This window comes from Arthrobacter sp. SLBN-112 (genome assembly GCF_030944625.1).
In the GTDB taxonomy this organism is placed as follows: domain Bacteria; phylum Actinomycetota; class Actinomycetes; order Actinomycetales; family Micrococcaceae; genus Arthrobacter.
This window is the reverse complement of record NZ_JAUSXY010000001.1, coordinates 1640821-1666130: the sequence shown is the minus strand read 5'-3', so window position 1 is coordinate 1666130 and position 25310 is coordinate 1640821. Positions and strand designations below refer to the sequence as shown.

The window sequence follows — 25310 nt, the reverse complement described above, 5'->3', positions numbered from 1 at the left end:
TTTAGCCGCCTCCGCCCGCGGCCCCTGCGCGTCCGGACGATAGACTTGATGGCATGCTCTTCCGTGTGGCTTTGGCCGTCGCAGTCCTCGTCATCTTTGTGTATGGCCTGGTGGACGTGATCCGTACAGAAGGCCGCCTCACCAGGGGCATTTCGAAACCGGCGTGGATTATCGTCCAGATCATCCTGCCCGTCCTGGGCGCCATCCTGTGGCTGCTGATCGGCAGGCCGCGCGGCACCGCGCAGCCCCGGCCAAGCTATCCCCATCCCACCGCCCCGGACGACGACCCGGACTTCCTCCGCAACCTGGAGGCCCGCCGCCGCAACCAGGCCGAGGCTGAACGGCTCAAGAAGCTCAAGGATGAACTGGACGCCAAGGCCAAGGACGGCGAGCGGAAACCCCGGCACGGTACCGACGAACACGATGCCGACGGACTGAAATAGGGGCCATGACGTCCCCGCCGGGAGGAGACGAGCGGCGCCTGCCAGCTCCGCCGCCGCGGCCCGGTCTGTCCTGGTCCGCACCGCCGCCCATCCCGGCCACTCCGTCCCTGCCCCGCACTGTCCGGACTGCGCGCACGCTCTGGGTCTTAAGCTTCCTCGCCGGGCTTACCGTCCTGGCCGGCTCCTTCGTGGCACGCGATTCGAACCTGCAACGCCTCCGTGCGGTGGTGGCGGACATGGCGGCGCGCAGCGGCGTGGGGTCCGTGGGCACCGCCGCGGAAATCGTCTTCTGGGGAAGCATGGGCGCCCTGCTGCTGGTCACCCTGCTGGAGGCCGTGGCCCTGGCCGCGGTCCTGGGCCGCCGGGCCTGGGCACGCTGGGTCCTTGTTCCGCTGCTGGCCAGCCACCTGCCCGTCCTGCTGCTGGCGTCCGTCTTCCTGGTCCCCACCGGTGCGGCCGGCAGCTATGTGGTGATGCTGTGGGTGGCAGGACTGGCCCTGGCGTTCGCCGGACTGGTGCTTCTGTTCCTGCCGCCGGCCGGTGCCTGGCTGCGGCAGGGGCGTCACTAGGCTGACCGCGGCCGGCGGTTCCGGTCGGCGCACTCAGCCACTACGCCCTCGCAGCTGCGGATCACCACCCGGCATGCCTCGGCGGCGGACCGGCCGGTCAGGGGGCTCTCGGCGACCGCACGCCAGCGTGCAAGGCACTCCCGGGCCCCTGCGGCAAGCGCCTCGGGCCCGGAACCGGCGTCCAGGTCCAGCCGCACCCAGGCTGCCGCGCCGCTGCCGCCGAGGAGCCGTTCAGCTTCCGCAGCCAGTTCGGGCGGCAGGTCCACCCCCGTGGTCCGCAACACCGCGAGCAACTGGAGTTCCCGGAACTCGTGGGCGTTCGCCTGGAGCCGTTCCAGGGATGCCGCCAGGCGCTCGGTCCCCTCGCGGGGGCGGCTTGCCAGGAGGTTCTCCACCGCCGCCAGCGCGGTCCTGGCCTTCAAAGCCTCGGACCTCGCCTGGAACTGGCGGTCCAGCACGTCCAGCAGCGGGTCCAATCCGCTGCGCCGGGCAAGCTCATGGGCAAGGGGCGTGGCTTCCGTGAACCCGTTCCGGATAAGGACCGAGGCAAGCCGGATGCCAAAAAGCCCGTAACGCTCCAGGAGTGCCGTCCGTGCCTCCTCCGTCAGTCCTTCGGGGTCGGTGGACCGGCGGAACCTGTCCGCGGAGAGCAGGGCGCGTTCGCGCGCTGCCCGGTCAAGGCCTGCCAGCATGCGGAGGGCTTCGAAGTCCGCCTGGCGCAGGGTGCGGGCACTTTGGGCCAGGAGTCCTGCAACCGGGACTACCGCCAACGCCAGTTTCCGCAGGTTGGGATCGCGGCTGTACCTCTCGGCGATGCTGCCGGCGGAGATCAACGAGTCGATCCGGCCGGCCCCCACTTCATCGGCCCGGGACAGCACCGCGATGGCGTTGACGGTGCCGGAGCGCCCGGCCCGGGTGTCCCGAAAGGATTCGAGGAAGCGAAGGTCGGAGGCGTGCATGTGGCGCATCAGGTAGATGACGGCGTCGGCCTCCGACGCCGAATCCTCCGGGGTCAGGAACGCCAGGGTCCGGGCGGACACGGCCCTCGACAGGGAAGCGATACCGGGGGTGTCGATCAACGTCATGGCCTGCAGCGCGGGCGAGGGCCATTCGACGTCCAGCCTCTCCACTTCCTCCGCCCGCATCCCGTCCAGGACGAAGACCAGGCGCCCGTCCACGCGTTTCAGCGGCAGGGTGCGGGGCGCGCCGTCGATGGGGTGCAGCGTGATGCGGGGCGTGGGCCCGTGCCGGTACCACGTGACGATCCTGGTGCATTCGCCGGTGTCCGTAGGAGCGATTTCCTCGCCGATGATGGCGTTCAGGAGGGTGGATTTCCCTGCTTTGACCATGCCGGCCACGGCGATCCTAAGTGGCTCGGCCAGGCGCCGGGCATAGCCCTGAAGCACCTCTGCGGCTTCCGGGTCGTCGCGGTAGGCCTCCAAGGTGTCCCGGATGAGCCTCGCCGCCCCGGCCATGATGGCCGCTGTCATCCCACCCCCGCGGCGGTGCGGACGCCGGAGGCGCGGACCTCGGCAGACACAGCTTCGGCAGCCCGGTGCAACGCCTCCACCCTCTTAAGCTCGCTCCTGATGTCCCGGATGCGCCCTTCCCTCTCCTGGGCGTAGGAGTTGGCGGCTTTCTGGGCCGCTGCCACAGAGTCCGAGAGCGAACGGTGGTATTCGTCTGCGATGTCGGTGAAGTGGTCCCGGGTGGTCCGCTGCACCAGGCGCAGCCTGTCTTTCAGTTGTTTTCCCACCTGGAACGTCACGTCATCCAGCTGGCGCCTGACCAGTGTTTTGGCTTCGCCCTGGCGGCGCTTCAGCCGCGCTTCCTTGTCCTCCCGGTAGGCCTTGCGTCCCAGCAGCAGGCCAGCGCCCACCGAGAGGGGATTGATCAGGGCCATCCCGAAAATCCCCGTGAGGAGGCCGAACATCAAGACGCCGCCGTAGGATCCGCGCATGCCGATCAAGACCTTCTGGACCGGGTTCACCCGGCCGGGATCCAACCCGGGCATCTCGTCCACCGGATCAAGGGCGTCCCCCGATTCCGAGACGTGCACGACGGGCAAGGACACCTCGTCCGCGGCAAAGTGCCCGGCCACCTGTGCCGCGAGCCATTGGGACCGTTCGCTGGTCCAGACGAAGGTGTCGGAGACCGCCGCGGCAACGCATTCTTCGAGCCATTGGGAGAACTCGGCCCAGACCGGCCCGGGATCGCCTTGGTCGATCGCGGCCTCGGCTTCGCGCTGGATCCGGCGAAGACGGTCCCGCAGGTCGTATTCCATGTCGGCAATGAGGTCGTTGATGCCGTCGCTGAGGGTCAGCTGCCAGCGGGCGGAGCGCTTGCGCAGATCATCGGCCTCGGTCTTGGCGTGTTCCAGGGCCTCCAGCATGTGCGGGGTCCCGTCCGGATTCTCCAGGGCCTCAAGCTCGGACTGCAGGGACAGCTGGAGGTTCACGGTGACTGAAAGCAGGTCCTGGCTGACGGAGCGCCGCTGGAGGCGCTGGGCCTTCGCCACGATCTCGTTGCGCAGGTGCGCCACCAGGCCGGGAAAGCCGGATTCGGCGTTGAGCTCGTTGTCCTGGAGCCGTGAGGCCTCCAGGCGGAGGTCGGCGGAGACGGGGAACAACGGAATGTCCGGTGCCACCTGGTCCAGGTGTGCCCTGTCCAGCTCCTCCACGCGCCGCCAGTCGGGGTAGAGGTCTGTCTTGGAGAGCACCGCTGCGACGCTGGGGGTGATCCGCATGGCCTGGCGCAGGAAGCGGAGTTCCGGTTCGGTGTATTCCTGGGACGCATCCGAGACCAGCAGCATGGCATCGGCGGTGGGCAATGCGGTGAGGGTGGTCAGCGTGTGGGTGGACCCCATCCCGCCCACCCCCGGGGAGTCGATGATGGTGAGGCCCCCGGTCAGGACCCGGCGGGGCAGGCATACCTCCGCAGCCGTGAGCTTCCTGCTGTTTCCCGGGTTGCCCTGCTCGGAGACGAGGGCAGGCAGGTCCGCCAGGTCCACCGGACGGCGCTCCATGCTCTCTTCCCCGCCGTCAGGGGTGCCGGCCGTAGGCACCAGGATGGCGGCGGACGCCGGCTCCCCGTACCGGACGGCCGTGGGAACGGAGGTGGCAATGTCATCATCCACCGGGCACACGGGGGCGTTCACCAGGGCGTTGATGAGCTTGCTCTTGCCCTGTTTGAACTCCCCCACCACGATCACCCTGATGCTTGGGTCCTGCAACCGCGCCGCGGCCTGCTCCAGCCTCTTTCGCAGGTCCCCGCGGTCACCGCCGCCCACCAGCTGCAGGCCCTGCTCAACCAGCTTCATGAGCTGGCCCGCCGTCATGGGATCAGGCGGCCTTGCGGGTCCTGCTTCTGCCACAGCGCGTCCTTCGTTCCAGTACCCAATGTCCCGGGCGGGAGGTGGACGCCTCCTGCCCGCCGGTTTAACTTCCGGCACCAGCGTGTTACAGCCCGGCGGAGTCGTCAACCACCGGAACGTCGATAATGTGGTGGGTCTCCAGGTCCGCATCGGGGTGGGCGGGCTCGTCCTCGGCAAAATCGAGCTGGGAGTCCCCGGCCAAGCTGGCGGCGGCGTTGTCGTCGAAGGGGTCGTCCATGTGCAGGTCCACCGGAAGGGAGCCATGGCCGGAGGCATCGCTGTACGGGTCCCCGGCAGTGGGGACCAGGCCGCGATCCAGGGCGTGGCCGGAATGATCGAGTTCCCCGGCGAACGCGTTATCCGTGTCCAGGCTGGGGTCTGCGGTCAAGGAGCGGGACAGCCCATTGGCATCGTCCTCCATGGAGATGTCCGGTGTACCGGCGTCCGCGATGCCCGCGTCCCCGGTGCCCGCGTCTCCGGTTCCGGCGTCCCCGAGGCCCGCCGGGGCATGGCCGGCGGCCACCGTTGCGTGGTCATCTGTTGCCGCTGCCAGGCCGTTGTCGAACCACTGCTCCACGTCCCCTTGGGCCCAGACGTTCTGCTGCGCGGACTGGCCGGCAATGGTGGCCCGCTCGTCCACAATGGTGGCGCCGGCGGTGTAGGAGAAGTGGTTCACCACGTGGTGGAGCTGTTGGACCGCGTAAGCGTGGTCGTCAGTGTCGTAGGCAGTGCTGCCGTTGCCCGGGCCATAGCCGCCGTGCCCGGCTGCCGCGCCCGCGGGACCGGCCCCTGAGCCGTTGCCGCCGGTGTTGTAGTTCCGCTCGAACCAAAGGGTGTTGACTGTGATGGGCGCGTAATCGAGGACAACAGGCATCGCCGCATCAACATCGGCCGAGCACACGTTGCCCAGCCCGTGATCCGCCAACGCCCGCTCCGGGTTGTCCAGGAACTCCTGGACTGCTTCCCGGTCGCCGAAGAGTTGCATGAGGAACTGAACGAGGTCGTTCGCGAGTGTTGGCATCTGCGTGGTCCTCACATCTTTTTCGAGTTTCGGATCGGCCGGCGCGGTACCCTGGCTGGTTCAAACCTAGGTTCGCGGCCGCGCAGGGGCATCGGGGCTCATTCCCCTAACGACGGGCCCGGCTGCGGGGTACGGACACCCCCGGCGCTAGGGGCATTAGGGGTTTCACTCCTGCCGCGGGTGCAGGCGCTGGGGGTTTGCCGGTGGGGAATTGTCGGTGCCGAGGGCAAGGCGCAGGCGTGCCAGCAGGTCGGAGCGGTTTTCGGCGCCCAGGCGCCGCCGGATCCGGGCGATATGGTGCTCCGCCGTCCGGGGCGAAATGTAGATGGACTCCCCTATTTCCCGGTAGGTCTTGCCCTCCAGCACCAGCCTGGCCACTTCTTTCTCCCGCTCGCTCAACCCCGAGGCGTCCGGCTGGGCCTTTCCGCCATGCTCGGCACCGGTTCCTGCCGGTACCTCCGGCGTACCGGTTGCCCCGCCGGCCGGTCCGCCCTGCGGGTGAAGGTCCCGGGCACAGGAGAGCAAGCGCATCATGTCCCTGCGGTCATCTGCCCGCGCGGCCGCGTGTCCGGCGAGCCGTGCCCCCTCCCACGGCATCCCTACGGCACCCAGCAGCCGGGCCGCACCCTCCACTTCGGCGGGACGGAACCTCCCGGCCAGCACCGATACCCAGGCCTTGCCCGCGGCGGCAAGGATTGCGGCGAGGTGGCTGTGGGTGGCGGCCTTCGCCAGCGCCGTCGCATGCGGGGCAAGATCGGCAGGGCTCTCGTTCAGCAGGGCGGCCTGGACCGCGGCCCAATGCAGTGGAACTGCCCACAATGAAGGTTCCCCCAGGCGGCCAAGCAGCTTCCACGCTTCGTCCACATAATGCGCCACGCGGCGCCTCTCACGCAGCCGGGAGGCAGCAATCAGGAGTTCGCCCCAGGGCAGGAGGCTGTAGAGGTCCACCGACGTGTGCAGCATGGCCTCGCGGGCCCGGTCCCATGCCCGGAGGAGCTCCGGAACCTCACCGTTCCTGCGGGCCAGCCCCACATCAAGCGCAGCACTGAGGAATTCGTCGCGCGGGACAAGCGGCCAATGGTTGATTTTGGCGGCCTCCGTGGCAGCCAGCCGTGCGTCCTCGGGTTTGTCCTGCATCATCGCAGCCCAGGCCTGGAGCAACAGGAGCCTGGGCTGGGCGGCGCTGCCCCCTTGGCCCGCTGCCACCGCCGCCCGGCAAACGGTTTCGGCCAGGTGCGGCTCCCCGCTGTGCAGGGCCAGCAGGGCGGCCAGTGCGCCGGGTGTTTCCGGCAGCGGAAGCGCTGCGCCCGCCGAGTTCAGCAGGTCCGAGGCATGGATCAGCACGGCGATTCCCTGTTGCGGATTCTCTCCCAGGGAGGCGAGGATTCCCTGGCCGGTCTGCAGCAGGGCGGACGCGAGGAGTGTTGGGGAGCCCTGCGGAGCCTCCGGCGGGAAGAAAGCCTGCGCGCCTTTGAGGTCTCCTGCCCCAAGGAGGGCGACGGCGGCCAGCGGCGCGGATGCCTCCACGCGTTCAGTGCCCAGCCAGTTGTAGACGTCCGCGGCGCGGGCCAGCATTCCCCGCTGCGCCCAGACGGAGGCGGCCACGTCCATGCCACGGCGCACGTCCGGAGGGTCGGTGCTGACCAGGAGGGTATCGATGATCCGTGCGGCTGCGTCGAGTTCCCCGTCACCGGCTGCGGCCTGCGCGCGCCGGGCCGCCGTGGCCAGGGGGTCTGCACCGGCCAGGAGTGCCTCCTCGTACAGCTGCGAGGCGAGCCTGGGGTCATGCTGCAGCGCGGTGTCGGCGGCCTGCTCCAGTTCCCTGGCTACGCGCGGGTCTGCAAGGCCGCCCCGTGCCAGTTCACGGGCAAGGTTTCCGAGCGGTTGTCCTGCGGACGCGAAGACTGCCACGAGTTCCCGCTGGAGGGCGTGGATCTTGGCGGTCGGGGTGACGGTCAGCAGGGCATGCCGGGCCGGCCCCGCCACGGTTCCGTCCGGCATCAGCAGTCCCGCAGCCTCCGCGCGGTCCACCAGGGCGTCAAGGTCTTCCACCGCGCCCCTGCCGACCTTGTGGCGGAGGTCTGCCGGCAGCGGACCGGGCAACGCGAAGCCCACCGAGAGCGCCAGGAGCAGTTCGCGTACTGCCGCATTGGCTCCCCTCAGCTGTTTCGTCATCAATTCCGCGGCGTGGGGCAGGTGCTCCGGGTGGTCCAGCGCAGCATGCAGGGATGCGGGCAGCTCCACACGTTGCAGGTGCCCGTCCATCTCAGGCCGCCGGCGACGTCGTCGGGGCCGTTGCCACGGCAGCGTCCGCAGGCGTGGGCGTGGGGTTGGTTTCCTCTGGCGTAGGGGAAGGGGCGGTGGCGGGTACGGGCGTCAGGTCAACGGAAGTCGGGGACGCGACGGGATCAGTGGCTGGATCCGAAGCCCCGGTGGTGGAGAGCGGCGTTGGCGTGGGGGACGCAGAGGTCGCCGGATCGGTGGGGCTCGTGGAACCCGAAACAGGCGTGGGCTCGGTGGTGGTACTGGGCGATGCGGTCTCCGACGGAGTTGCGGTCTCCGCCGGCGTGGTGGTTCCCGTGCCTGTAGTGCTTGGCGGCGCAGTTTCCGCCGGCGGCGCGGGCGCCACGGTCACTGAATCGGGCACCACACCGGTGCCGGACGTTCCCGTTCCTGCCGGCGCACCGCCGGCGGCGGCAACATCGGCGGCGCCGGTGCCCGCGGTTGCCGCACCGCCCAGGTCCTGCTGTTTGCTGGTGGGCGAGGCGGAAATGTCCAGGCCGACCCGCGGCGAAATCGGGTTCCTGGCGCTGGCCTCGATGCCGGCCAGCGGCTGCGGGTTCGCGGCAACGGCGGCTCCCCCGGCGGCTGGCCCTTCCGTCCTTGCCGGCCCGGAGGAGCCTGCGGGACCGGAGCCGCCGGTGTCGGCCCCCGCTTGCGGGACGAACATCGCAGTCAGGTTCCCTAAGCCATCCGGGCTTTGCGCGGCCGTGGCCGTGAGGATCGTCAGGATGGCGGCAGCGGCGGCCACCGCCGTGACACGGACCGTCGGTCTCGGGGCGTGCGCGCCCCTTCTCGCACCCCGCGCTCCGCCGAGCGGCCCCGTCACTGCCCCGGCCCCCGCCGTCGTGGTGTATTTGCGCGACCAGCTGGGCATGACCGGGGCGCCCGGAACGTCCGGAACGCCCGGTGCGGCAGGAACAGGTACGACGGCGGCCGGCACCCCGGCTGCCGCGGCAACAGGCCCGGACGCGGTGGCCAGGGCCATGGCGGCAGCCGTATGCGCGAGGACGGCCGCTACGGCGGCGCCGAGGCAGATGGAGGATTTCGGGTCGGCGTCCACCGCGATGGGCCGGTCCAGTTGTTCGGACACCAATTGTGCCACCAGTGGGATCCGGGACGAGCCGCCGATCAGCAGGACCGCGGACAGGTCTGCCGGTTCAAGGCGGAGCCGGGACAGCGACTGTTCCAAGGCATCCACCGTGTCCCGCACGGGTTCTTCGATCAGGGCCTCGAACTCCGCCCGCACCAGCCGGACCTGCTGCTGGACGCCGGGCAGGAGCACCGGGATGGTGGCTTCGCTGTCCGCAGAGAGCGCTTCCTTGGCCTCGACGCATTCACGCCTAAGCCGGGTCAGCGCGCCCATCACCGCGGGGTCGGTGAGGTCGGGGTCCGTCAGGGCATTGCCGGTGTGCTCTGCGACGTAGCGGAACACGGCGGCGTCAAAGTCGGCGCCGCCCAGGTCCTCGATGCCGTCGGGGCGTCCCAGGAGTTCAAAGCGGCTGCCGCCGGACTTCTTCAGCACGGCAGTGTCGAAGGTGCCGCCGCCGAGGTCGTACACGGCGACGGTGCTTCCTTCCTCCACCCGCACCTGGGATGCGTAGTGCAGGGCCGCGGCCTCGGGTTCGGGAAGGAGCGTCACGTCGTCCAGGCCCTGGGCGGCCAGGGCGGAGCGGATGGCGGACAGCCGGTGGATCCCCCAGGATGCCGGGTGGGTCAGGAAGATGGCCGACGGGAGCGCGCCCTCGCGTTCGGCCGCCCGGTTTGCCACCCACCGGGCCATGGTGGCGAACACATCCTCGGGCCGGACCGTCAGGGTGCCCAGGGCGAAGGGAACGTCGTCGCCAACGCGCCGCTTGAATTCCCGGATGACGCGGTGGGGTGAGTCCAGGCCGCGGCGTTCTGCGGCTTCCCCCACCAGGACCGGCCCCTCTTCCGGGTAGTACACCACGGAGGGCACGGACGTTCCCCGGAGCCCCAGTGGCAGGCACTCCGGGAGGGGCGAAGCACCTTCGTCGAAACGGACAACAGCGGCCGCTGTGTAACTGGTTCCGACGTCGACGGCGAGAGCATAGCTCATGGGTACCTCGGAAAGCTGGTGATCCGCCTGCAAACTTCATCACAGGGAACCTGACCAAAGTAGCATTTCCGAAGGACCGCGGAACAGCCCTGTTGCTACATCGAATGGGTATTTGTTGGCGGCCGGCTCAGAGCCCGGAGTAGGAGTGGAGCCCGTTGAAGAACTGGTTCACGATGGTGAAGTTGAAGACCACGCACACGTAGCCGACGATCGAAAGCCACGCTGCCCGTGTTCCGGTCCAGCCGCGGGTGGCACGGGCGTGCAGGTAGCCGGCGTAGACGACCCAGATAACGAATGTCCACACTTCTTTGGTGTCCCATCCCCAGAACCGGCCCCAGGCCTTTTCGGCCCAGATCGCACCGAACATGAGGGTGAACGTCCAGCCGATGAAGGCGATGGCGTTAATGCGGTAGGACAGGTTTTCCAGGCTCAGCGCCGAGGGCACCAGGCGCATGAAGCCGAGCTTGTCCGTTCCGCCAGCGGCAACAGTTTTCTGCCGGTGGGACTGCACCAGTTGCAGGGCGGACATCGCGAAAGTCAGTGTGAACAAGGAAGAGGAAAGTACTGCGATCGAGACGTGGATGAGCAGCCAGTAGCTCTGCAGGGCAGGAACCAGGTGGCCGACGGGGGTCCAGAAAGCCACCGACGCCGCCACCAGCATGATGATGACCAGGCCCACCACGAAGGTGCCCAGGAAGCGGAGGTCGCGGCGGATCAGCGAGACCAGGAACACGGCCGCCACCAGGAACGCGCCGGTTGTCAGGAATTCGTACATGTTGCCCCAAGGCACCCGCCCGGCGCCCAGGGCCCTGGTGACCACGCCGGCACCGTGGATGAGGACGGCAAGGGTGGTCAGGGCCACGGCGACCCGAGCCGGTACCCGGCGCTCGGCGGCGTACTTCATGTCGCCGTCGGCCGTGACAACGCCGCCGGAACCTGCCGCGTTGGCCTTGGCAGTTGACGACGACGGCCGTTCCGCCCGGCCCGCGGGCCCGTCCAGTCGGGCCTCGGCGGAGCCGGCGCCCACACCGGCGGCTACGGGAACCTTGACGGCGGCGCCCGCCTGGGCGGCCTTGAGGTCCACTGCGCGCAGCGCCTTGCTGCTCTTGGCCAGGTCCCAGGCGAAGGCGATGAAGGCCACCGTGTAGGTACCCGCCGCCAGCAGCATGAAGAGTTCGCTGTACTGGCCCATGGTTTCGTTGATTCCAAATGGCATTACTGGTCCTTTTCGGGCCCGGTGGGGCCTGCTGGGGTGCTGACGGAGCCTGCGACATTATCGCTTGTCCGGCTGGGAGTTTGCTGGGACCCGTCGGTGGTTTCGGGGTCGACGTCGCCGGATGCCGCTTCTTCGGTGGCAGCATCGTCGGGCAGTTGCCACTCCGCGGAGAAGAGTTTCCGGAGGGCTGCGGCCTCGCCGGCGAGACGGTGGTCCTCGCCGCGGGCCAGGAGCCCGTACTCCACCATGGTGCGGCCGTCTGCCGCCGTGCCGGTGCGCACCCAAACGCGGCGGCGGTTCACGTAGAGCGAGATAATCAGGCCGGCCACCGCAAGGAGCGCAAACACCAGGGCATAGACCTGGCCCGGGTTGTGGTGGATGTCCACGCCGATGTAGCGCTTCACGCCGTCAAAGCTGATAGTGCCCTTGCCGTCCGGGAGGGTGTACGTAGAGCCGGGCGCAAGGGAGATGCCGCCTGCGGCCAGGTTCCGCGCATTGAGGGGGGTCAGGTTCCTGACGTCGAGTTCGAAGACGTTCTGTGGCGCGCCGCTGTTCAAGCCCAGGTCACCGTAGTAGGAGTTCAGGGTCAGCTGCGGGTTGAACAGCTCGGGATCGGCGCTGAACGAGACATTCTTGTCGTTGACGAACGCGGTGGGGAGGAAGAAGCCCACGAACCCCAGCTGGTCCGGTTTCGCGTCGGGGACCTTGATCACCACGGAAGAGTAGTAGTTGTCCCCCTGCAGTTTGGCCACCACCGGGCCTTGCATGGCCACGTTGCCTGCGCCGTCCCGGACGGTCACCACCGGGGCGTAGCCGTTGCCGGTGAGGTAGATGCTGGTGCCGCCCAGGCTAACGGGATCGTTGACCTTCAGGATTTCCTGCTTGGGCGGGGCGTCCGGGTTTTCCTTGGTGGTCACAGTGGCGGCGAAGTCGATGGGCTGGCCGAACTTGCCCTTCGATTCGCGGTCAAAGGTGATGTTGAACTTGTCCAGCTGCAGCGAGTACGGCTGGAGCTGGCTGGACTGGAAGTTGGTGCCCGGATTGAACTGGTCGTAGCCCACCAGGGTGTTCACGAACGTATCGCCTTCCACCAGGATGCGCTGGCCGCTGTACCCGAACAGGCCGCCGGCAGCCACCGACACCAGCACGCCGATCAGCGAGGTGTGGAAGACCAGGTTGCCCACTTCCTTCAGGAAGCCGCGCTCGGCACCCAGGGACGGCAGTGCGCCGTCGGCGTCCCTGACCTCCACCCGGTAGCCGCGCTTGCGCAGCAGCCCGGCGGCACTGTTGATGGCCTCCGACGCCGGGATCCCGGCGTCGGCGGGAACCACCAGGGTGCCGTATTCGGGGAGCCGGGACAGGCGCTGCGGGGTACGCGGCGGCTGGGAGCGCATGGCTTTGTAGTGGGCGATGGCGCGGGGCACCACGCAGCCGATCAGCGAGATGAACAGCAGCAGGTAGATCGCGGAGAACCAGGCCGAGGAGTAGACGTCGTAGAGCTGCAGGGAGTCCAGCAGCTTGCCGTAGTCCGGGTGGTCCTTGATGTACTGGGTCACCACGGCGGGGTTGGCCGGCCGCTGCGGGAACAAGGAGCCCGGGACGGCTGCAACGGCGAGGAGCAGCAGCAGGAACAATGCTGTCCGCATGCTGGTCAGCTGGGTCCAGGCCCACCGCAGCATGCCCTTGGGGCCCAGGGCCGGAAGGGCGGCCTCTGCCTTGGCCTCTGCGACTGGGGCGGATTGCTTCTTCTTTACGTTCACACGCTCGCTCATCAGATCGGCAACTTCACGTCGGTTTGGAACCAGTACTGCAGCCCGGTCACCCAGGCCCCCCAGACGCCGGTGGCCATAAGCAGGCCCAGCACCACCAGGATGCCGCCCCCGGTCCGCTGGATGGCAAGGCGGTGTTTGCGGAAAAACGCCATCACGCCCATCCCGCGGCGCACCGCCAGCGCGATCAGCAGGAACGGGATGCCCAGTCCCAGGCTGTAGACGAACGCCAGGAAGGCGCCCTTGGCGGCGGAGGACCCGCCGGAGAGGCTGAGCAGCTGCACGGCGGAGTAGGTGGGCCCGATGCACGGCGCCCAGCCCAGCCCAAAGGTGAGGCCCAGCAACGGTGCGCCCCAGAGACCAGCGGGCGGTTTGGCATGGATCTTCGCGTCCCGCTGGAGCCAGCTGAAGCCGCCCATGAACACAATGCCCATGATGATCACCAGGATCCCCAGGAGCTGGGTGATCCAGGCGTTCCGGCTGCCGCTGATCAGGGTGCCCAGCTGCCCGAAGGCGCCGCCCAGCAGGACGAAGATCACGGAGAATCCCAGGACGAACAACCCGATGCCTGCCAGCATCCGGCCGCGCTTTTGCTTCTGCAGGTCAACGCCGCTCAGGCCCGTGACGTACCCGAGGTAGCCCGGAACAAGGGGCAGCACGCAGGGCGAGAGGAAGGACACCAGGCCGGCGAGCAGCGCCACCGGGATGGCCAGGAGGAGCGAGCCGCTGAGGATGGCTTCGGCGAAGGGACTGTTCACGGTGCCTGGCCTGCCCCTACTCCGCCACGGCGGCGGTGATGAGGGCCTTCAAGGTGCCCTTTTCGATCTCGCCGAGGACCCGGGAAGCCACCCGGCCCCTGCTTGTCCAGGACCAGGGTGGTGGGGACTGCCCCGGGCGGAACCAGGCCGGACACGGACAGCAGGACGCCGCCGTCCTTGTCGTCGAAGCTGGGGTAGGTGAGGTTGAAGGTCTTCTCGAACGCCTCCGCCGTGGGCTTCTCATCCCGGAGGTTAACGCCGAAGAACTGCACGCCCTGGTCCTTGAACTCCTGGTGGAGTTCTTCCAGGACGGGCGCCTCCACCCGGCACGGGGCGCAGCCGGCGAACCAGAAGTTCAGGATGCTGACTTTGCCCTGGAAATCGGCAGGGGTCACCTTGGCGCCGCTGAAGAGCGCACCTTGGATCTGGACGGCTTCCTTGCGGTCGCCCGCGGCGAACTCGGTCACCGAACCGTCGCCTGCCACGTAGTTCTTGTTGTCCCCGGCCTTTGCCTGCTTGGCCAGGGTGTCTTCCTGGGCGCAGCCGGACAGGCCAAGGGTCAGTGCGCTCAGCGCCAATCCGCCGGCGGCGAGCATGCTGCGGCGCGAGGGAAGGAATTCGTTGGTCACTGCTAGGCTCCAGGGGTGCTGGCGGCACCGGGAAGAAGGGACGCGGCGGGTTCGCTGTACTCGACCCGCACCAGCGAGCCGTCGTCGGCGAACACCAGTGAGGTGACGGATGTCAGCGTGCACTCGCGCTTGCGGGGGTCGTGCCACAGGGGCCGGCCTTCGGCACTGAGCCGCGCAGCCCAGATGGGCAGCTGGTGGCTGACGAGGATGGCCTCGGGCCCCTCGGCGCCAAAGTCGCCGGCAGCCAGTTCAATCGCCCGGAGCCGGGCGTCCTGCGCTGCTGCCGCGATGCGGGCGGCCTGCTGCTTGTAAGGCTCGCCCCAGGACGGGCGGAGCGGATTGACCAGCCGGGGCCAGTGCTTGGGCCGGCGCAGCTCTGCTTTCGTGACTTTCATGCCCTCGAAGTAGTTTTCCGCTTCGATGATCCGCGGTTCGGTGTGGATCTGCAGGTGCAGGGCCTCCGACGTCGGCCGCGCGGTTTCCTGTGCACGCTCAAGTGGCGAGGCGGCCAGGTACGTGATCCGGGCGCCCCGCTCCGCACGCTGCCGGAAGTGCTCGGCGAGGGTGCGGGCCATCTCCTGCCCCAGTTCGGAGAGGTGGAATTCGGGGAGCCGTCCGTACAGAACGCCGTCGGGATTATGGACCTCGCCGTGGCGGAGCAGATGGACAGTGGCTTGGGGCATGTTTACCAGTTTCTCAAAGATGGCGTGCGATCCGAAATCTTCTACGAACAGTAGAACTTAAGTTTCTGAAGAAATGTTCCGAACGCGGGAACAAAACATGCAAACGCATGTTTATACTGGATGCAGCAAGTTAGTTGAGGCTTCAACCGATGAAGGTTCAACCGCAGGACCACAACAGGCATTAAGAACAAGGAGCATCATCATGGCACTTCCCGCAGACGTCACCACCGGCACCTGGACCCTGGACAACTCCCACAGCGAGATCGGATTCACCGTCCGTCACGCCGGCATCAGCAAGGTCCGCGGCCAGTTCACCGAAGCCGCCGCAACGCTTGACCTCGTCGAGGATGTGGCCGATTCGAAGATCAACGCCACCATCAAGACCGCCAGCTTTGACTCCGGCGACGCCAACCGCGACGGCCACGTCAAGGGCGAGGACTTCTTTGACGTGGAGAAGTTCCCGGAGATTTCCTTCGTCTCCAACGGCCTGGTGGCCAAGGGCAACAGCTACGAGCTCACCGGCGACCTCACCATCAAGGGCGTCACCCGCCCGGTGACGCTGGAGACCGAGTTCAACGGCGTGGCCGTTGATCCGTTCGGCAACACCCGCGCCGGCGTCTCCGCCGGGACCACCATCAGCCGCAAGGACTTCGGCCTGACCTGGAACGCCGTCCTGGAGACCGGCGGCGTGTTGGTCAGCGACAAGGTTGCAATCAACCTGGAGCTCGCCTTCATCGCTCCCGCGGCCTGATTCCGCTCCGGCCCACCCCGGCAGCAGGCATTTCCCGCCTGGTGCCGGGGTGCCGTATTTAACGCCTCCGGCGCTGTGAACAGCCCTCCGAATCCCGCACAAGGCGGGCCGCCGGGGGTACGGTGGACTTAAGCCATGTTGGGGGCGGCACAGGACCGATTCCCGGCAGCCCGCCTGGATCCCGACCTGCAGAAGGAACGCCCATGAGTACTCCTCCCGTCCCGCCTCCCGTGCCCCACGATCCCCAATCCGGAAACGGCCAGCCCGGCAACGGCCAGCCGGCAGCCGAGCAGCCCGGCGGCCAGCAGCCCCGCTACGGCCAAAACGCACCCCAGTACGGGCAGAACGCACCGCAGTACGGCCAGAACGCACCCCAGTACGGTTCGCAGCCGCCGGCCCCACCGCAGTATGGCCAGAACGCTCCGCAGTACGGCCAGAACGCACCCCAATATGGGCAGAATGCCCCGGCGGCCCCCGGCTACGGACAGCAGCAGCCCTACGGCCAGCCGCCATACGGCCAGTCCCCCTATGGCCAGTACCCGTCGGAGCAGCCGCAGCCTGCCGCAGGCGCCGGAATCCCGCAACTGGTCAACATCTCCTTCTGGATGCTGATCGCGGCCGCCCTGATCTTCGTCATCTCCCTGCTCACCGGACTCACCCAGCTGGATGATCCCGCGTTCCGCCAGGCCTTTGACCAGCAGGTAAAGGCCAGCAACGCCGGCATCACGTACGACGACATCAAGGGCGTCATCGCCGGAACCCTGGTGGTCTTCGCCATCATCGGCGCCGGGCTCTACCTGCTTGTGGCCTTCTTCGTCCGCAAGGGCAAGAACTGGGCCCGCATCCTGGGTACGGTGCTGGCGGCCCTGTCGGTGCTGGGCCTGTTCGGGGTTCCCTCGTTCGCAACCGTCGGGACAGTCCTGGGGATCGCGGCCATCGTCCTGCTCTACCTTCCGGCGGCTGCCCCGTACTTCCGGAAGCAGCAGTTCGGCAACCCGTATGCCGGCGGCTTCGGAAACCCCTACGGCCGGTAACGGCCAGCCGCACCAAAGCAGGCGGCCCGGGATGCTCCACCGCATCCCGGGCCGTTTTCTTTAACCTGGTGATTCCCTACGCGCTCTGTCCGGGCGCCTGGGCCCGCTGGGCGTGGTAGGCCAGGATCTGGAGTTCGGTGGCCATGTCCACCTTGCGGAGGTTGACGCCTTCCGGAACCTGCAGCATGACGGGCGCGAAGCTCAGCACACTGTGCACGCCTGCGGCCACCACGCGGTCGCAGATTCCTTGGGCCACCGCCGCCGGAAGCGCCAGCACCACCATGTTGGCTCCGGTGCGGTGCAGGACGGTTTCAAGGTCTGCCACGTCACTGACCCGCAGCCAGCCAACCTCGTTGCCCACCACCATTTGGTCGGCGTCGAAGATCGCGACGACGTCGAACCCGCGGGATTCGAAGCCGCCATACCGGGCCAGGGCCTTGCCCAGGTTTCCGGCACCGACGATCGCCACTTTCCAGTCGTGCGTCAGGCCAAGGGCCGCGGCTATATGGCGGCTGAGGTACTGCACCTCGTAGCCCACTCCCCTGGTGCCGTATGACCCGACATGGGACAGGTCCTTGCGCAGCGTTGAGGAACTGACGCCGGAGGCCTCAGCCAAGGATTCGGACGAGACCCGCTCCACGCCTTCGGCCAGCAAGGTGTTCAGGGCACGGAGATACAGCGTCAGCCGGGCCACCGCCGCGGGCGGGATCTGCTTGGCGGGCGTTCCCGTGGTGCCCGGGAGATCCGGGACAGGCTGGGACGCTGATTCCAAGGACGTCATTGGCCTCCCCTTACCGGGCCATGGCGCGCTGCAGAACGCGTCCCAGCCGGGTTTCATCAATCTTCCAAAAGTCGCGCTGCACCCCGTCCACCAGCACCACCGGAATTTCCTCGGCATAGCGTTCGCGAAGTTCGGGCTGGTGGTCCACCGACTCTTCCGTCCACGTCAGTCCCAACGAGGCAGTGACCCGGCCGACGGCGTCGCGCGCCGCCTCGCAGAGGTGGCAGTCAGCTTTGGTGACCAGGACGACGCGGGGGGTAGCCATGGCTTAACGGTATCGCCGTTCGCGGCGTGCGGGCGACGCCGACGGCGGCGGGCCGGCCGATTGACTAGACTCGAGTCCATGCCCGAGGAGAAATACGTCGCCGTAGTCACGCGGCCCGTCCCTGCGCCGCAGCCCGGCGAAGCGGCGTTTTTCGACGTGGACAACACCCTGATGCGCGGCGCAAGCCTCTTCCATGTGGCCCGGAAAATGCATCAGCGCGGGGCGTTCACCCTGGCCCAGGCTGCCGGGTTCGCGTGGAAGCAGTTCAAGTTCGTGACGCGCGGCGAAAACATCGACGACGTCCATGCAGTCCGTGATTCGGCCCTGACGCTCGCTGCCGGGATCACCGTCGAGGACATCAAGGCGCTCGGCGAAGAAGTCTATGACGAAATGATCGCCTCCCGGATCTGGCCGGGCGCCAAGGCCCTGGCCGAGCAGCACCTCCGCGTGGGCCGCCGGGTCTGGCTGGTCACGGCAACGCCCATCGAAGTTGCCACGGTAATCTCCACCCGCTTGGGTCTGACCGGCGCCCTGGGGACAGTCGGGGAGGTCTCGGACGGCATGTACACCGGGCGGCTGGTGGGCGACATCCTGCACGGCTCGGCCAAAGCCGTGGCGGTCCAGGCCATCGCCGACGAGGAGGACCTGGACCTCAAGCGCTGCTGGGCGTACAGCGACTCCTATAACGACGTCCCGCTGCTGTCACTGGTGGGCCACCCGGTGGCCATCAACCCCGATGCCAAGCTCCGCAGGCACGCCCGCGACCGCAACTGGCCGGTCTACGATTTCCGCGCAGGGCGCCGCGCCGCCACCTTCGGCCTCAAACTGGCAACCCTCGGCGGTGCCGTCTACGGCCTGTGGAAGGGCTTCGCCCGGATCCGCGGCCCGCGCCTCTAGCTTCCCGCGCCTCCAGGCTCTCCCGCTGCAGGTTCCCAGCACCGTACACTCCAAGCGCACGAAAAAACGCCCGCCGCCTTTGCAGGCGACGGGCGTTCTCCACGCTGTTCGAAGTATTGCTACTTCTTGTTGCGGCGCTGGTGACGAGTCTTGCGAAGCAGCTTGCGGTGCTTCTTCTTGGCCATACGCTTGCGACGCTTCTTAATAACTGAACCCACGAAAGTTCCTTACAAACTAGATGCAGTACCTGTCTGATGGAAATGGTCCGTGGACAGAGCTACGAACTGAACAACTGACAGATTCTTACAATGACGTAAAACGTTCCTTAACAGGGTACCGCCTATCGGGGGCGGCTTGGGACAAGCTGCCCTAGGCTGTCTCGGTGTGACCGTCCACCACAGCACCCTTGAGGTACTGCTCCACGGCATTCTCAGGTACCCGGTAGGAGCGGCCGAAGCGCACTGCCGGCATTTCGCCGGAGTGGACCAGGCGGTAAACGGTCATTTTAGAGACGCGCATGACCTCGGCTACTTCAGCCACGGTCAGGAACTTCGCGTTGGAGAAGTTCTGTTCTGCCGACATTTCCCTATTTTCCTTTGCTGACGGATGGACAACAGTGACCCCAGGTACGTGCCAATGCGGTGTTCCGATGCTGAGCCATCCACCAATCACCTAAAAAGATACTCTAGATGTTCATGTGGCAGATGTGAAAGTAGGTAAAGCCACTATTTCGCCTGCCGGCGCTTGCGTGCCGAGGCCGCGAGCTGCTCCAGGACTGAGGCGGAAACGTCCCAATCCATGCAGGCATCGGTGACGCTCTGGCCGTACACGAGCGCGGAACTGCCGGCCGCATGGCCGGCCACGTCCAAGTTTTGGGCGCCGCCCACCAGGAAGCTTTCCAGCATGACCCCGGCGATCGCCTGGGCCGCGGCTCCCCCGTCCTCCAGCTGGGCACCGATCTCCAGCGCAACCTCGGCCTGGCGGTGATGGCTCTTGCCGCTGTTGGCGTGGCTGGCGTCAACCACCAGGCGCGGGTTCAGGCCCTTTCCAGCCAGCTCCCCGGACGCCCGTTCGACGTCGGCGGCTGAGTAGTTGGGACCCTTGCGTCCGCCGCGGAGGATCACGTGGGTGTCCGGGTTCCCGGCTGTTGCCACCAGCGCAGCCCGGCCGTCACCGTCGATCCCCAGGAACGCCTGGGCCGCCGCCGCGGCGCCGCACGCGTCGATCGCCACCTGCAGGCCGCCGTCGGTCCCGTTCTTGAAGCCGATGGGCATGGAGAGGCCGGAGGCCAGCTGCCGGTGGATCTGGCTTTCGGTGGTGCGGGCGCCGATGGCGCCCCAGGAGATCAGGTCCGCCATGTACTGGGGGCTGATCGGCTCCAGAAATTCGGTGGCGGTGGGCAGTCCGAGCGCCGTCACCTGCTGCAGGAACTGCCTGGCGGTGCGCAGGCCGGTGACCATGTCATGGCTGCCGTCAAGGCGGGGATCATTGATCAGGCCCTTCCAGCCCACGGTGGTGCGGGGCTTTTCGAAGTAGGTCCGCATGACCACCAGCAGGTCTTCCTTGTGCTTTTCCGCCTGGCTGACCAGCCGGCGGGCGTATTCCAGCCCGGCTTTGGGATCGTGGATGGAGCAGGGCCCCACGATGACCAGCAGGCGGTCATCCACGCCGTCCATGATGGCTCGCACCTGGTCGCGGCCGCGTTCGACGACGTCCGCCGCCCGGGCGTCCAGGGGCAGTTCGGCGAGAAGTTCGGAAGGGGTGGGCAGCGCGGTGAATTCGCTGACGCGCAGGTTCGACGTGGATTTGGTGCCGGCGGCGGTGGCTGCTGCTGTTGCGGTGCTCATGTTCGGGTCCTGTTCCAGATGGGAAGCGGGCCCGGATTTCAGAACCCGCCGGAGAAACGGCGAAGGGCAGAGAATCATCTCTGCCCTGTTGGCTCTGAAGGAATGCTGGATGCGTGTCAGTTAGACGCGGGCCCCTCCAGAGCCAACGAAAAATACGCATACCAACGGTTAGTCATGGGAAAGACCATAGCCCTGCCGGCCGCCGGCGCAAAATCAGCGTCCGTCACATTTCCTGCGCCGGCCTACCCCAAAAGCTTGCGCAGGAACTGCAGTTGCCGGATCCAGTGGTGTTCCTGGCCGCCTTCATGGTTGTTGAACCGGTACACCTCGATCTCCTTGGCGGCCCCCGTGGAGGACGCCGCGGACGTGCCCGAGCCGTAGGCGTTGAAGCTGGCGAAGACAGTGGACGGCGGGCAGATATCGTCCATCAGGGCCACCGAGTACAGCGCCGGCGCCGTGGCGTACCGGGCCAGGTTGACGCCGTCGAAGTAGTTCAGGACCTCAAGTGCGGGCTGGTAACGGTCCCGGTGGCGCGCCAGGAACTGGGCGATCTCCGGGTAGGGCCCGCGCGGGGTGATGTCGATGGCGCGGGGGAAGTCCTGCAGGAACGGGACGTCGGGCAGCGCGGCGATGACGCCGTCGAGCCGTCCCGCGGTGAGCCCTGCCGTGGCCACCACGATGCCGCCGCCCTGGCTGACGCCTGCGAGCACCACTTTGGCGGGATCGACGGCGGGGTGCGCCTGGGCTGCCTCCACGGCCCGGAAGGCGTCCACGTAGACGCGGCGGTAGTAGTAGTCCTCGCGGTTGGCGATGCCCCGGGTCATCAGGCCGGCGTGGGCCACGTCCCCGGCGGAGGGGTGCGGGTCAGGGGTGTCCCCCAGGGTGCCGCCGTACCCCTGGCCGCGGGTGTCCATGATCAGGTGCGCATAGCCTGCCTGGGCCCAGCGGGTGTCCTGGTTGACCAGGCCGCGGCCGCCGGAATAGCCCACGTAGTGCACCACCACCGGGACTCTGGCACCCTCTTCGAAATTGGCCGGCAGGTGCAGCCAGCCTTTGACCGGCGCCCCGCCGAAGCCGGAAAAGGTGACGTCGAAGGAATCGATCACCGCCAGATAGTTCTCCACCGGTTCGAAGGTGGCGTTTAACGGGAAGGCACGTGCTTCGTCGAGGGTAGCGTCCCAAAACGCGCCCAGGTCCTCCGGCGGCGTGACGTCCGAGGTGTAGCTGCGCAGTTGGGCCAGGGGGAGGTCAAAGAGGGGCATCGCTGTCCGTTCTGTCAGGGGTGGTTGGCGGCCTGGTGTGAAAGTTCCTCTATTTCTAGCGCACGATAACGACATCCAGGCTCCGGGGCCCGTGGACTCCCTCGACGCGTTCCAGTTCGATGTCTGACGTGGCGCTCTGCGATTCTCATGGGTTCAATTCTTAGAGTTCAGGGTCAGGTCCAGGGGTTCATACCGGCGAAGGCTCGTCCCGGCAGCGATGATTCCGCGCAGCTGCGGCAGGCCGCCGTCGACTACTGCGGCCGCGCGCGCCTGTACCAGGACGTTTCCCAACGCCGTGGCTTCAACCGGGCCGGCGATGACCGGACGTCCGGTGGCGTCGGCAGTGAGCTGGCAGAGCAGGGCGTTCTGCGAGCCGCCGCCCACCACGTGCACCACCTCCACTGCACGGCCAGCAAGGCGTTCGGCAGCGGTGATGGTCCGGGCATAACCACTGGCGAGGCTGTCCATGATGCAGCGGGTGATGGCCGCGGGATCGTCGGGCAGCACCTCACCGGCGCGGCGGACCGCCGCACGGATGCGCTGGGGCATGTTGTCCGGGGCAATGAAGTATGGATCGTCGGCGTTGACTTGCGGACCGCCGGCCGGAAGGGCCGCGGCTTCCGTGAGCAGGGCGGTCAGTTCGGGCCGGATTCCTTCGCCGGCCCAGGTCCGCTGGCATTCGCTGAGCAGCCAGAGGCCACCCATGTTGCGCAGGTACCGGATGGTGCCGTCCACCCCGCGTTCGTTGGTGAAGTTCGCTCCCCTGCCGGCCTCGGTCAGGACCGGCTGGTTCAGCTCCAGTCCCACCAGCGACCACGTGCCGGAGGAGATGTACGCGAAGTCCACTTTTTCCGCGGGAACCGCTGCGACAGCGGACGCGGTGTCGTGCGAGCCGACAGCCACCACCTTCGTGTCCTGCGGCAGGTCCACGGCAGCGGCGATCTCCGGCAGGAGCGTGCCAACAGTTTCGCCGGGCTGGATCAGCGGCGGGAACAGGTCCTTCCGCAGCCCCAGCGGAGCAAAGAACCCGGTGGCCCACTCCCCCGCCACGGCGTCGAACAGCCCGGTGGTGGAGGCGTTCGTGGCTTCGGTCCGGCGAACGCCCGTGAGCAGGAAGGCGATCAGGTCCGGGATCAGCAAGGCTTGAAGCCCGTCCAGGTCCCGCTCCGCGGCCAGCTGGTAGATGGTGTTGAACTGCAGGAACTGCAGCCCCGTGGTGGCATACAGCCGCGCGGGGTCCAGCTTGGCGTGGACCGGTGCCACGGCGGCCCGGCTGCGGTCGTCGCGGTAGCTGAACGGCTGCGCCACCAGCCGGCCGGCTTTGTTGACCAGGCCGTAGTCCACGGCCCAGGTGTCGATGCCGATGCTGGCGATCGTTTCGCCCTGGGCCGAGGCCACGGTGGCTGCGGCCCGGAGGCCGGCCAGGACTTCGGCGAACAAAGCGTCGAAGTCCCAGCGGAGGCCGCCGTCGATCTCCACCACGCCGTTGGGGAAGCGGTGAACGGTCTCCAGCGACACCCCCGTGCCGGGAGCGACGCGGCCCAGCATGACCCGGCCGGAGGAGGCGCCAATGTCGACGGCGGCAAACACGCCGGCAGCTGGAACCGTGCTCATCGCAGGAAGGCTGCGGCCACTCCGGCGTCCACGGGGATGTGCAGGCCGGTGGTGTGGGACAGTTCGTTGCTGGTGAGGACGGCGGCGGCGTTGGCCACGTGCTCGGGCAGGACTTCGCGCTTGAGCAGGGTGCGCTGGGCGTAGTACTCGCCCAGCTTCTCCTCGTCCACGCCGTAGACCGCCGCGCGCTTGGCGCCCCACCCGCCGGCGAAGATGCCGGAACCGCGGACCACGCCGTCGGGGTTGATGCCGTTGACGCGGATACCGTACTCGCCCAGTTCCGCCGCGAGCAGGCGCACCTGGTGGGCCTGGTCAGCCTTGGTGGCGGAGTAGGCGATGTTGTTGGGGCCGGCGAACACGGAGTTCTTGGAGGAGATGTAGATGATGTCTCCGCCCAGGCCCTGCGCGATCATCACCTTCGCCGCGGCCTTGGCCACCAGGAAGGAGCCCTTGGCCATGACGTTGTGCTGCAGGTCCCAGTCCTTTTCGGTGGTTTCCAGCAGCGGCTTGGAGATGGACAGGCCGGCGTTGTTGACCACCAGGTCCACGCCGCCGAAAGCCAGGACGGCGGCGTCGATAGCGGCAGCAACCTGGGCTTCGTCCGTCACGTCGGCCTGGACACCAACAGCAACGTCTCGACCGCCAAGCTCTTCGGCCACCTTCTGCGCGTTCTCCAGGTTCAGGTCGGCGATAACCACGCAGGCGCCTTCCGCGGCGAGGCGGGTGGCGATGGCCTTGCCGATGCCGGACGCCGCCCCGGTCACCAGCGCGATGCGGGTGGCGTGGGACTTCGGCTTGGGCATCCGGGCCAGTTTGGCTTCCTCCAGCGCCCAGTACTCGATCCGGAACTTCTCGGATTCCTCGATCGGGGCGTAGGTGGAGATGGCCTCCGCGCCCCGCATGACGTTGATGGCGTTGATGTAGAACTCGCCGGCAACGCGGGCTGTCTGCTTGTTGGCGCCGAAGGAGAACATTCCCACGCCGGGGACCAGCACGATGGCCGGGTCCGCGCCGCGCAGCGCCGGGCTGTCGGCGTCGGCATGGCGGTCGTAGTAGGCCTGGTAGTCCTCGCGGTAGTCGGCGTGCAGTTCCTGGAGCCTGGCGATGGAGTCCTCGATCGAGGCGTCCGCCGGAAGGTCCAGGATCAGCGGCTTGACCTTGGTGCGCAGGAAGTGGTCCGGGCAGGAGGTGCCCAGGGCACCAAGGCGCGGGTGCTCGGCGGCTTCCAGGAAGTCCAGGACGACGGCGTCATCGCTGAAGTGCCCCAGCTGCGGCTTGTCGGTGGAGGCCAGGCCTCGGATCACCGGTGCCAGGGCGGCGGCCTTGGCACGGCGCTCGGCGTCCGGGAGGGCTGCATATCCCGGCAGCTTGGCGCCGAATGGCTGGGCCTTGCCGTTCTCGGCGATGTACTTCTCGGCCTGCTCGATGATCCACAGCGAGTTCTGCTCGGCCTCTTCGCTGGTGGCGCCCCAGGCGGTGATGCCGTGGCCGCCCAGGATGGTGCCGATGGCCTGCGGGTTGGCGTCCTTGATGGCGGCGATGTCCAGGCCCAGCTGGAATCCGGGACGGCGCCAGGGCACCCAGACCACCTTGGTGCCGAAGATCTTGGTGGTCAGTGCCTCGCCGTCCACGGCGGTGGCAATGGCGATGCCGGAGTCCGGGTGCAGGTGGTCAACGTGTGCTGCGTCCACCAGGCCGTGCATGGCCGTATCGATCGAGGGGGCGGCGCCGCCCTTGCCATGCAGGCAGTAATCGAACGCGGCCACCATCTCGTCTTCACGCTCAACACCCGGGTAGACGTTCTTGAGCGCGTTCAGCCGGTCCAGCCGCAGCACGGCGAGGTTTTCCGGCTTCAGCGTGCCCAGGTCACCGCCGGAGCCCTTGACCCACAGCAGCTGGACGTCCTCGCCCGTGACCGGGTCCTTGTCAGTGCCCTTGGCGGAGGTGTTGCCGCCGGCGAAGTTGGTGTTCCGCTTGTCCGCACCCAGGCGGTTGGAACGGGAAATCAGGTCTTCAACAGTCTTGTTACTCATAGCTA

The 25310-nt window shown here is 67.7% G+C and carries 22 protein-coding genes and 2 pseudogenes; 5 read left to right on the top strand and 19 right to left on the bottom strand.

Going from position 1 to position 25310, the window contains the following annotated elements; genetic code table 11:
- Positions 1-53: 53 nt before the first annotated feature.
- Positions 54-443: a PLD nuclease N-terminal domain-containing protein gene (locus tag QF050_RS07785; RefSeq protein WP_308929920.1), complete on the top strand. Its 390-nt coding sequence runs from the start codon at positions 54-56 to the stop codon at positions 441-443.
- A 5-nt stretch (positions 444-448) separates the two neighbouring features.
- The gene (locus tag QF050_RS07780) at positions 449-1012 is read left to right on the top strand and encodes a hypothetical protein (RefSeq protein WP_308929919.1); all 564 of its coding nucleotides are present in this window, start codon (positions 449-451) and stop codon (positions 1010-1012) included.
- On the opposite strand, the gene QF050_RS07775 is transcribed toward QF050_RS07780, so the two are convergent.
- The 10 genes and pseudogenes from QF050_RS07775 to QF050_RS07730 all read right to left on the bottom strand — a co-directional run bounded on the left by QF050_RS07775 (position 1009) and on the right by QF050_RS07730 (position 14821).
- Entirely contained in the window at positions 1009-2502 is a 1494-nt protein-coding gene (locus QF050_RS07775; protein WP_308929918.1) for a dynamin family protein, read from the bottom strand. The genes QF050_RS07780 and QF050_RS07775 overlap by 4 nt on opposite strands.
- Positions 2499-4349 (bottom strand): dynamin family protein, encoded by a 1851-nt coding sequence (locus QF050_RS07770; RefSeq protein WP_308932125.1) that lies wholly within the window; start codon positions 4347-4349, stop codon positions 2499-2501. The genes QF050_RS07775 and QF050_RS07770 overlap by 4 nt, the downstream gene beginning before the upstream one ends.
- 121 nt (positions 4350-4470) lie before the next feature.
- Entirely contained in the window at positions 4471-5406 is a 936-nt protein-coding gene (locus QF050_RS07765) for an IniB N-terminal domain-containing protein (protein ID WP_308929917.1), read from the bottom strand.
- Between the two features lie 165 nt (positions 5407-5571).
- Positions 5572-7671, bottom strand: a complete 2100-nt coding sequence (locus QF050_RS07760; protein ID WP_308929916.1) for a LuxR C-terminal-related transcriptional regulator — start codon at positions 7669-7671, stop codon at positions 5572-5574.
- A 1-nt stretch (position 7672) separates the two neighbouring features.
- The gene (locus QF050_RS07755; RefSeq protein WP_308929915.1) at positions 7673-9766 is read right to left on the bottom strand and encodes an Hsp70 family protein; all 2094 of its coding nucleotides are present in this window, start codon (positions 9764-9766) and stop codon (positions 7673-7675) included.
- A gap of 127 nt (positions 9767-9893) precedes the next feature.
- Complete coding sequence (gene ccsB / locus QF050_RS07750) at positions 9894-10982, bottom strand: c-type cytochrome biogenesis protein CcsB (RefSeq protein ID WP_308929914.1); 1089 nt, start codon at positions 10980-10982, stop codon at positions 9894-9896.
- Entirely contained in the window at positions 10982-12754 is a 1773-nt protein-coding gene (locus QF050_RS07745; protein WP_308929913.1) for a cytochrome c biogenesis protein ResB, read from the bottom strand. The genes ccsB and QF050_RS07745 overlap by 1 nt, the downstream gene beginning before the upstream one ends.
- Positions 12754-13509, bottom strand: a complete 756-nt coding sequence (locus QF050_RS07740; RefSeq protein ID WP_285245318.1) for a cytochrome c biogenesis CcdA family protein — start codon at positions 13507-13509, stop codon at positions 12754-12756. The genes QF050_RS07745 and QF050_RS07740 overlap by 1 nt, the downstream gene beginning before the upstream one ends.
- 16 nt (positions 13510-13525) lie before the next feature.
- Positions 13526-14105: pseudogene (locus tag QF050_RS07735) on the bottom strand (TlpA family protein disulfide reductase).
- A 35-nt stretch (positions 14106-14140) separates the two neighbouring features.
- The gene (locus tag QF050_RS07730; protein ID WP_308929912.1) at positions 14141-14821 is read right to left on the bottom strand and encodes a histidine phosphatase family protein; all 681 of its coding nucleotides are present in this window, start codon (positions 14819-14821) and stop codon (positions 14141-14143) included.
- Positions 14822-15023: 202 nt separating this feature from the next.
- On the opposite strand from QF050_RS07730, the gene QF050_RS07725 reads away from it, so the two are divergent.
- Together QF050_RS07725 and QF050_RS07720 are read left to right on the top strand one after the other, a co-directional pair.
- Positions 15024-15572: a YceI family protein gene (locus QF050_RS07725; RefSeq protein ID WP_308929911.1), complete on the top strand. Its 549-nt coding sequence runs from the start codon at positions 15024-15026 to the stop codon at positions 15570-15572.
- A 203-nt stretch (positions 15573-15775) separates the two neighbouring features.
- Positions 15776-16606, top strand: a complete 831-nt coding sequence (locus QF050_RS07720; protein ID WP_308929910.1) for a hypothetical protein — start codon at positions 15776-15778, stop codon at positions 16604-16606.
- A gap of 76 nt (positions 16607-16682) precedes the next feature.
- Here QF050_RS07720 and QF050_RS07715 read toward each other — a convergent pair whose 3' ends face one another.
- Entirely contained in the window at positions 16683-17387 is a 705-nt protein-coding gene (locus tag QF050_RS07715) for a redox-sensing transcriptional repressor Rex (RefSeq protein ID WP_308929909.1), read from the bottom strand.
- A gap of 10 nt (positions 17388-17397) precedes the next feature.
- Entirely contained in the window at positions 17398-17652 is a 255-nt protein-coding gene (locus QF050_RS07710) for a glutaredoxin family protein (RefSeq protein WP_308929908.1), read from the bottom strand.
- Between the two features lie 78 nt (positions 17653-17730).
- On the opposite strand from QF050_RS07710, the gene QF050_RS07705 reads away from it, so the two are divergent.
- Complete coding sequence (locus tag QF050_RS07705; protein WP_308929907.1) at positions 17731-18549, top strand: HAD-IB family hydrolase; 819 nt, start codon at positions 17731-17733, stop codon at positions 18547-18549.
- Between the two features lie 119 nt (positions 18550-18668).
- On the opposite strand, the gene QF050_RS07700 is transcribed toward QF050_RS07705, so the two are convergent.
- The 7 genes and pseudogenes from QF050_RS07700 to QF050_RS07670 form a co-directional block, all read right to left on the bottom strand.
- On the bottom strand, positions 18669-18767 hold the full coding sequence (locus QF050_RS07700) for a 30S ribosomal protein bS22 (protein WP_003792170.1): 99 nt from the start codon (positions 18765-18767) through the stop codon (positions 18669-18671).
- 151 nt (positions 18768-18918) lie between these two features.
- Positions 18919-19131, bottom strand: coding sequence for a helix-turn-helix domain-containing protein (locus QF050_RS07695; RefSeq protein WP_043452394.1), 213 nt, complete (start codon positions 19129-19131; stop codon positions 18919-18921).
- 143 nt (positions 19132-19274) lie between these two features.
- Positions 19275-20396 (bottom strand): 3-deoxy-7-phosphoheptulonate synthase, encoded by a 1122-nt coding sequence (locus tag QF050_RS07690; protein ID WP_308929906.1) that lies wholly within the window; start codon positions 20394-20396, stop codon positions 19275-19277.
- Between the two features lie 242 nt (positions 20397-20638).
- Complete coding sequence (locus tag QF050_RS07685; RefSeq protein ID WP_308929905.1) at positions 20639-21658, bottom strand: acetylxylan esterase; 1020 nt, start codon at positions 21656-21658, stop codon at positions 20639-20641.
- 55 nt (positions 21659-21713) lie between these two features.
- Positions 21714-21794: pseudogene (locus QF050_RS07680) on the bottom strand (lactate utilization protein C); the annotation flags it as partial.
- Positions 21795-21811: 17 nt separating this feature from the next.
- Entirely contained in the window at positions 21812-23272 is a 1461-nt protein-coding gene (locus QF050_RS07675) for a rhamnulokinase family protein (protein WP_308929904.1), read from the bottom strand.
- Positions 23269-25305 carry a bifunctional aldolase/short-chain dehydrogenase gene (locus QF050_RS07670; RefSeq protein ID WP_308929903.1) on the bottom strand — a complete coding sequence of 679 codons (2037 nt, stop codon included), beginning with the start codon at positions 25303-25305 and terminating at the stop codon, positions 23269-23271. The genes QF050_RS07675 and QF050_RS07670 overlap by 4 nt, the downstream gene beginning before the upstream one ends.
- Positions 25306-25310: the final 5 nt, after the last annotated feature.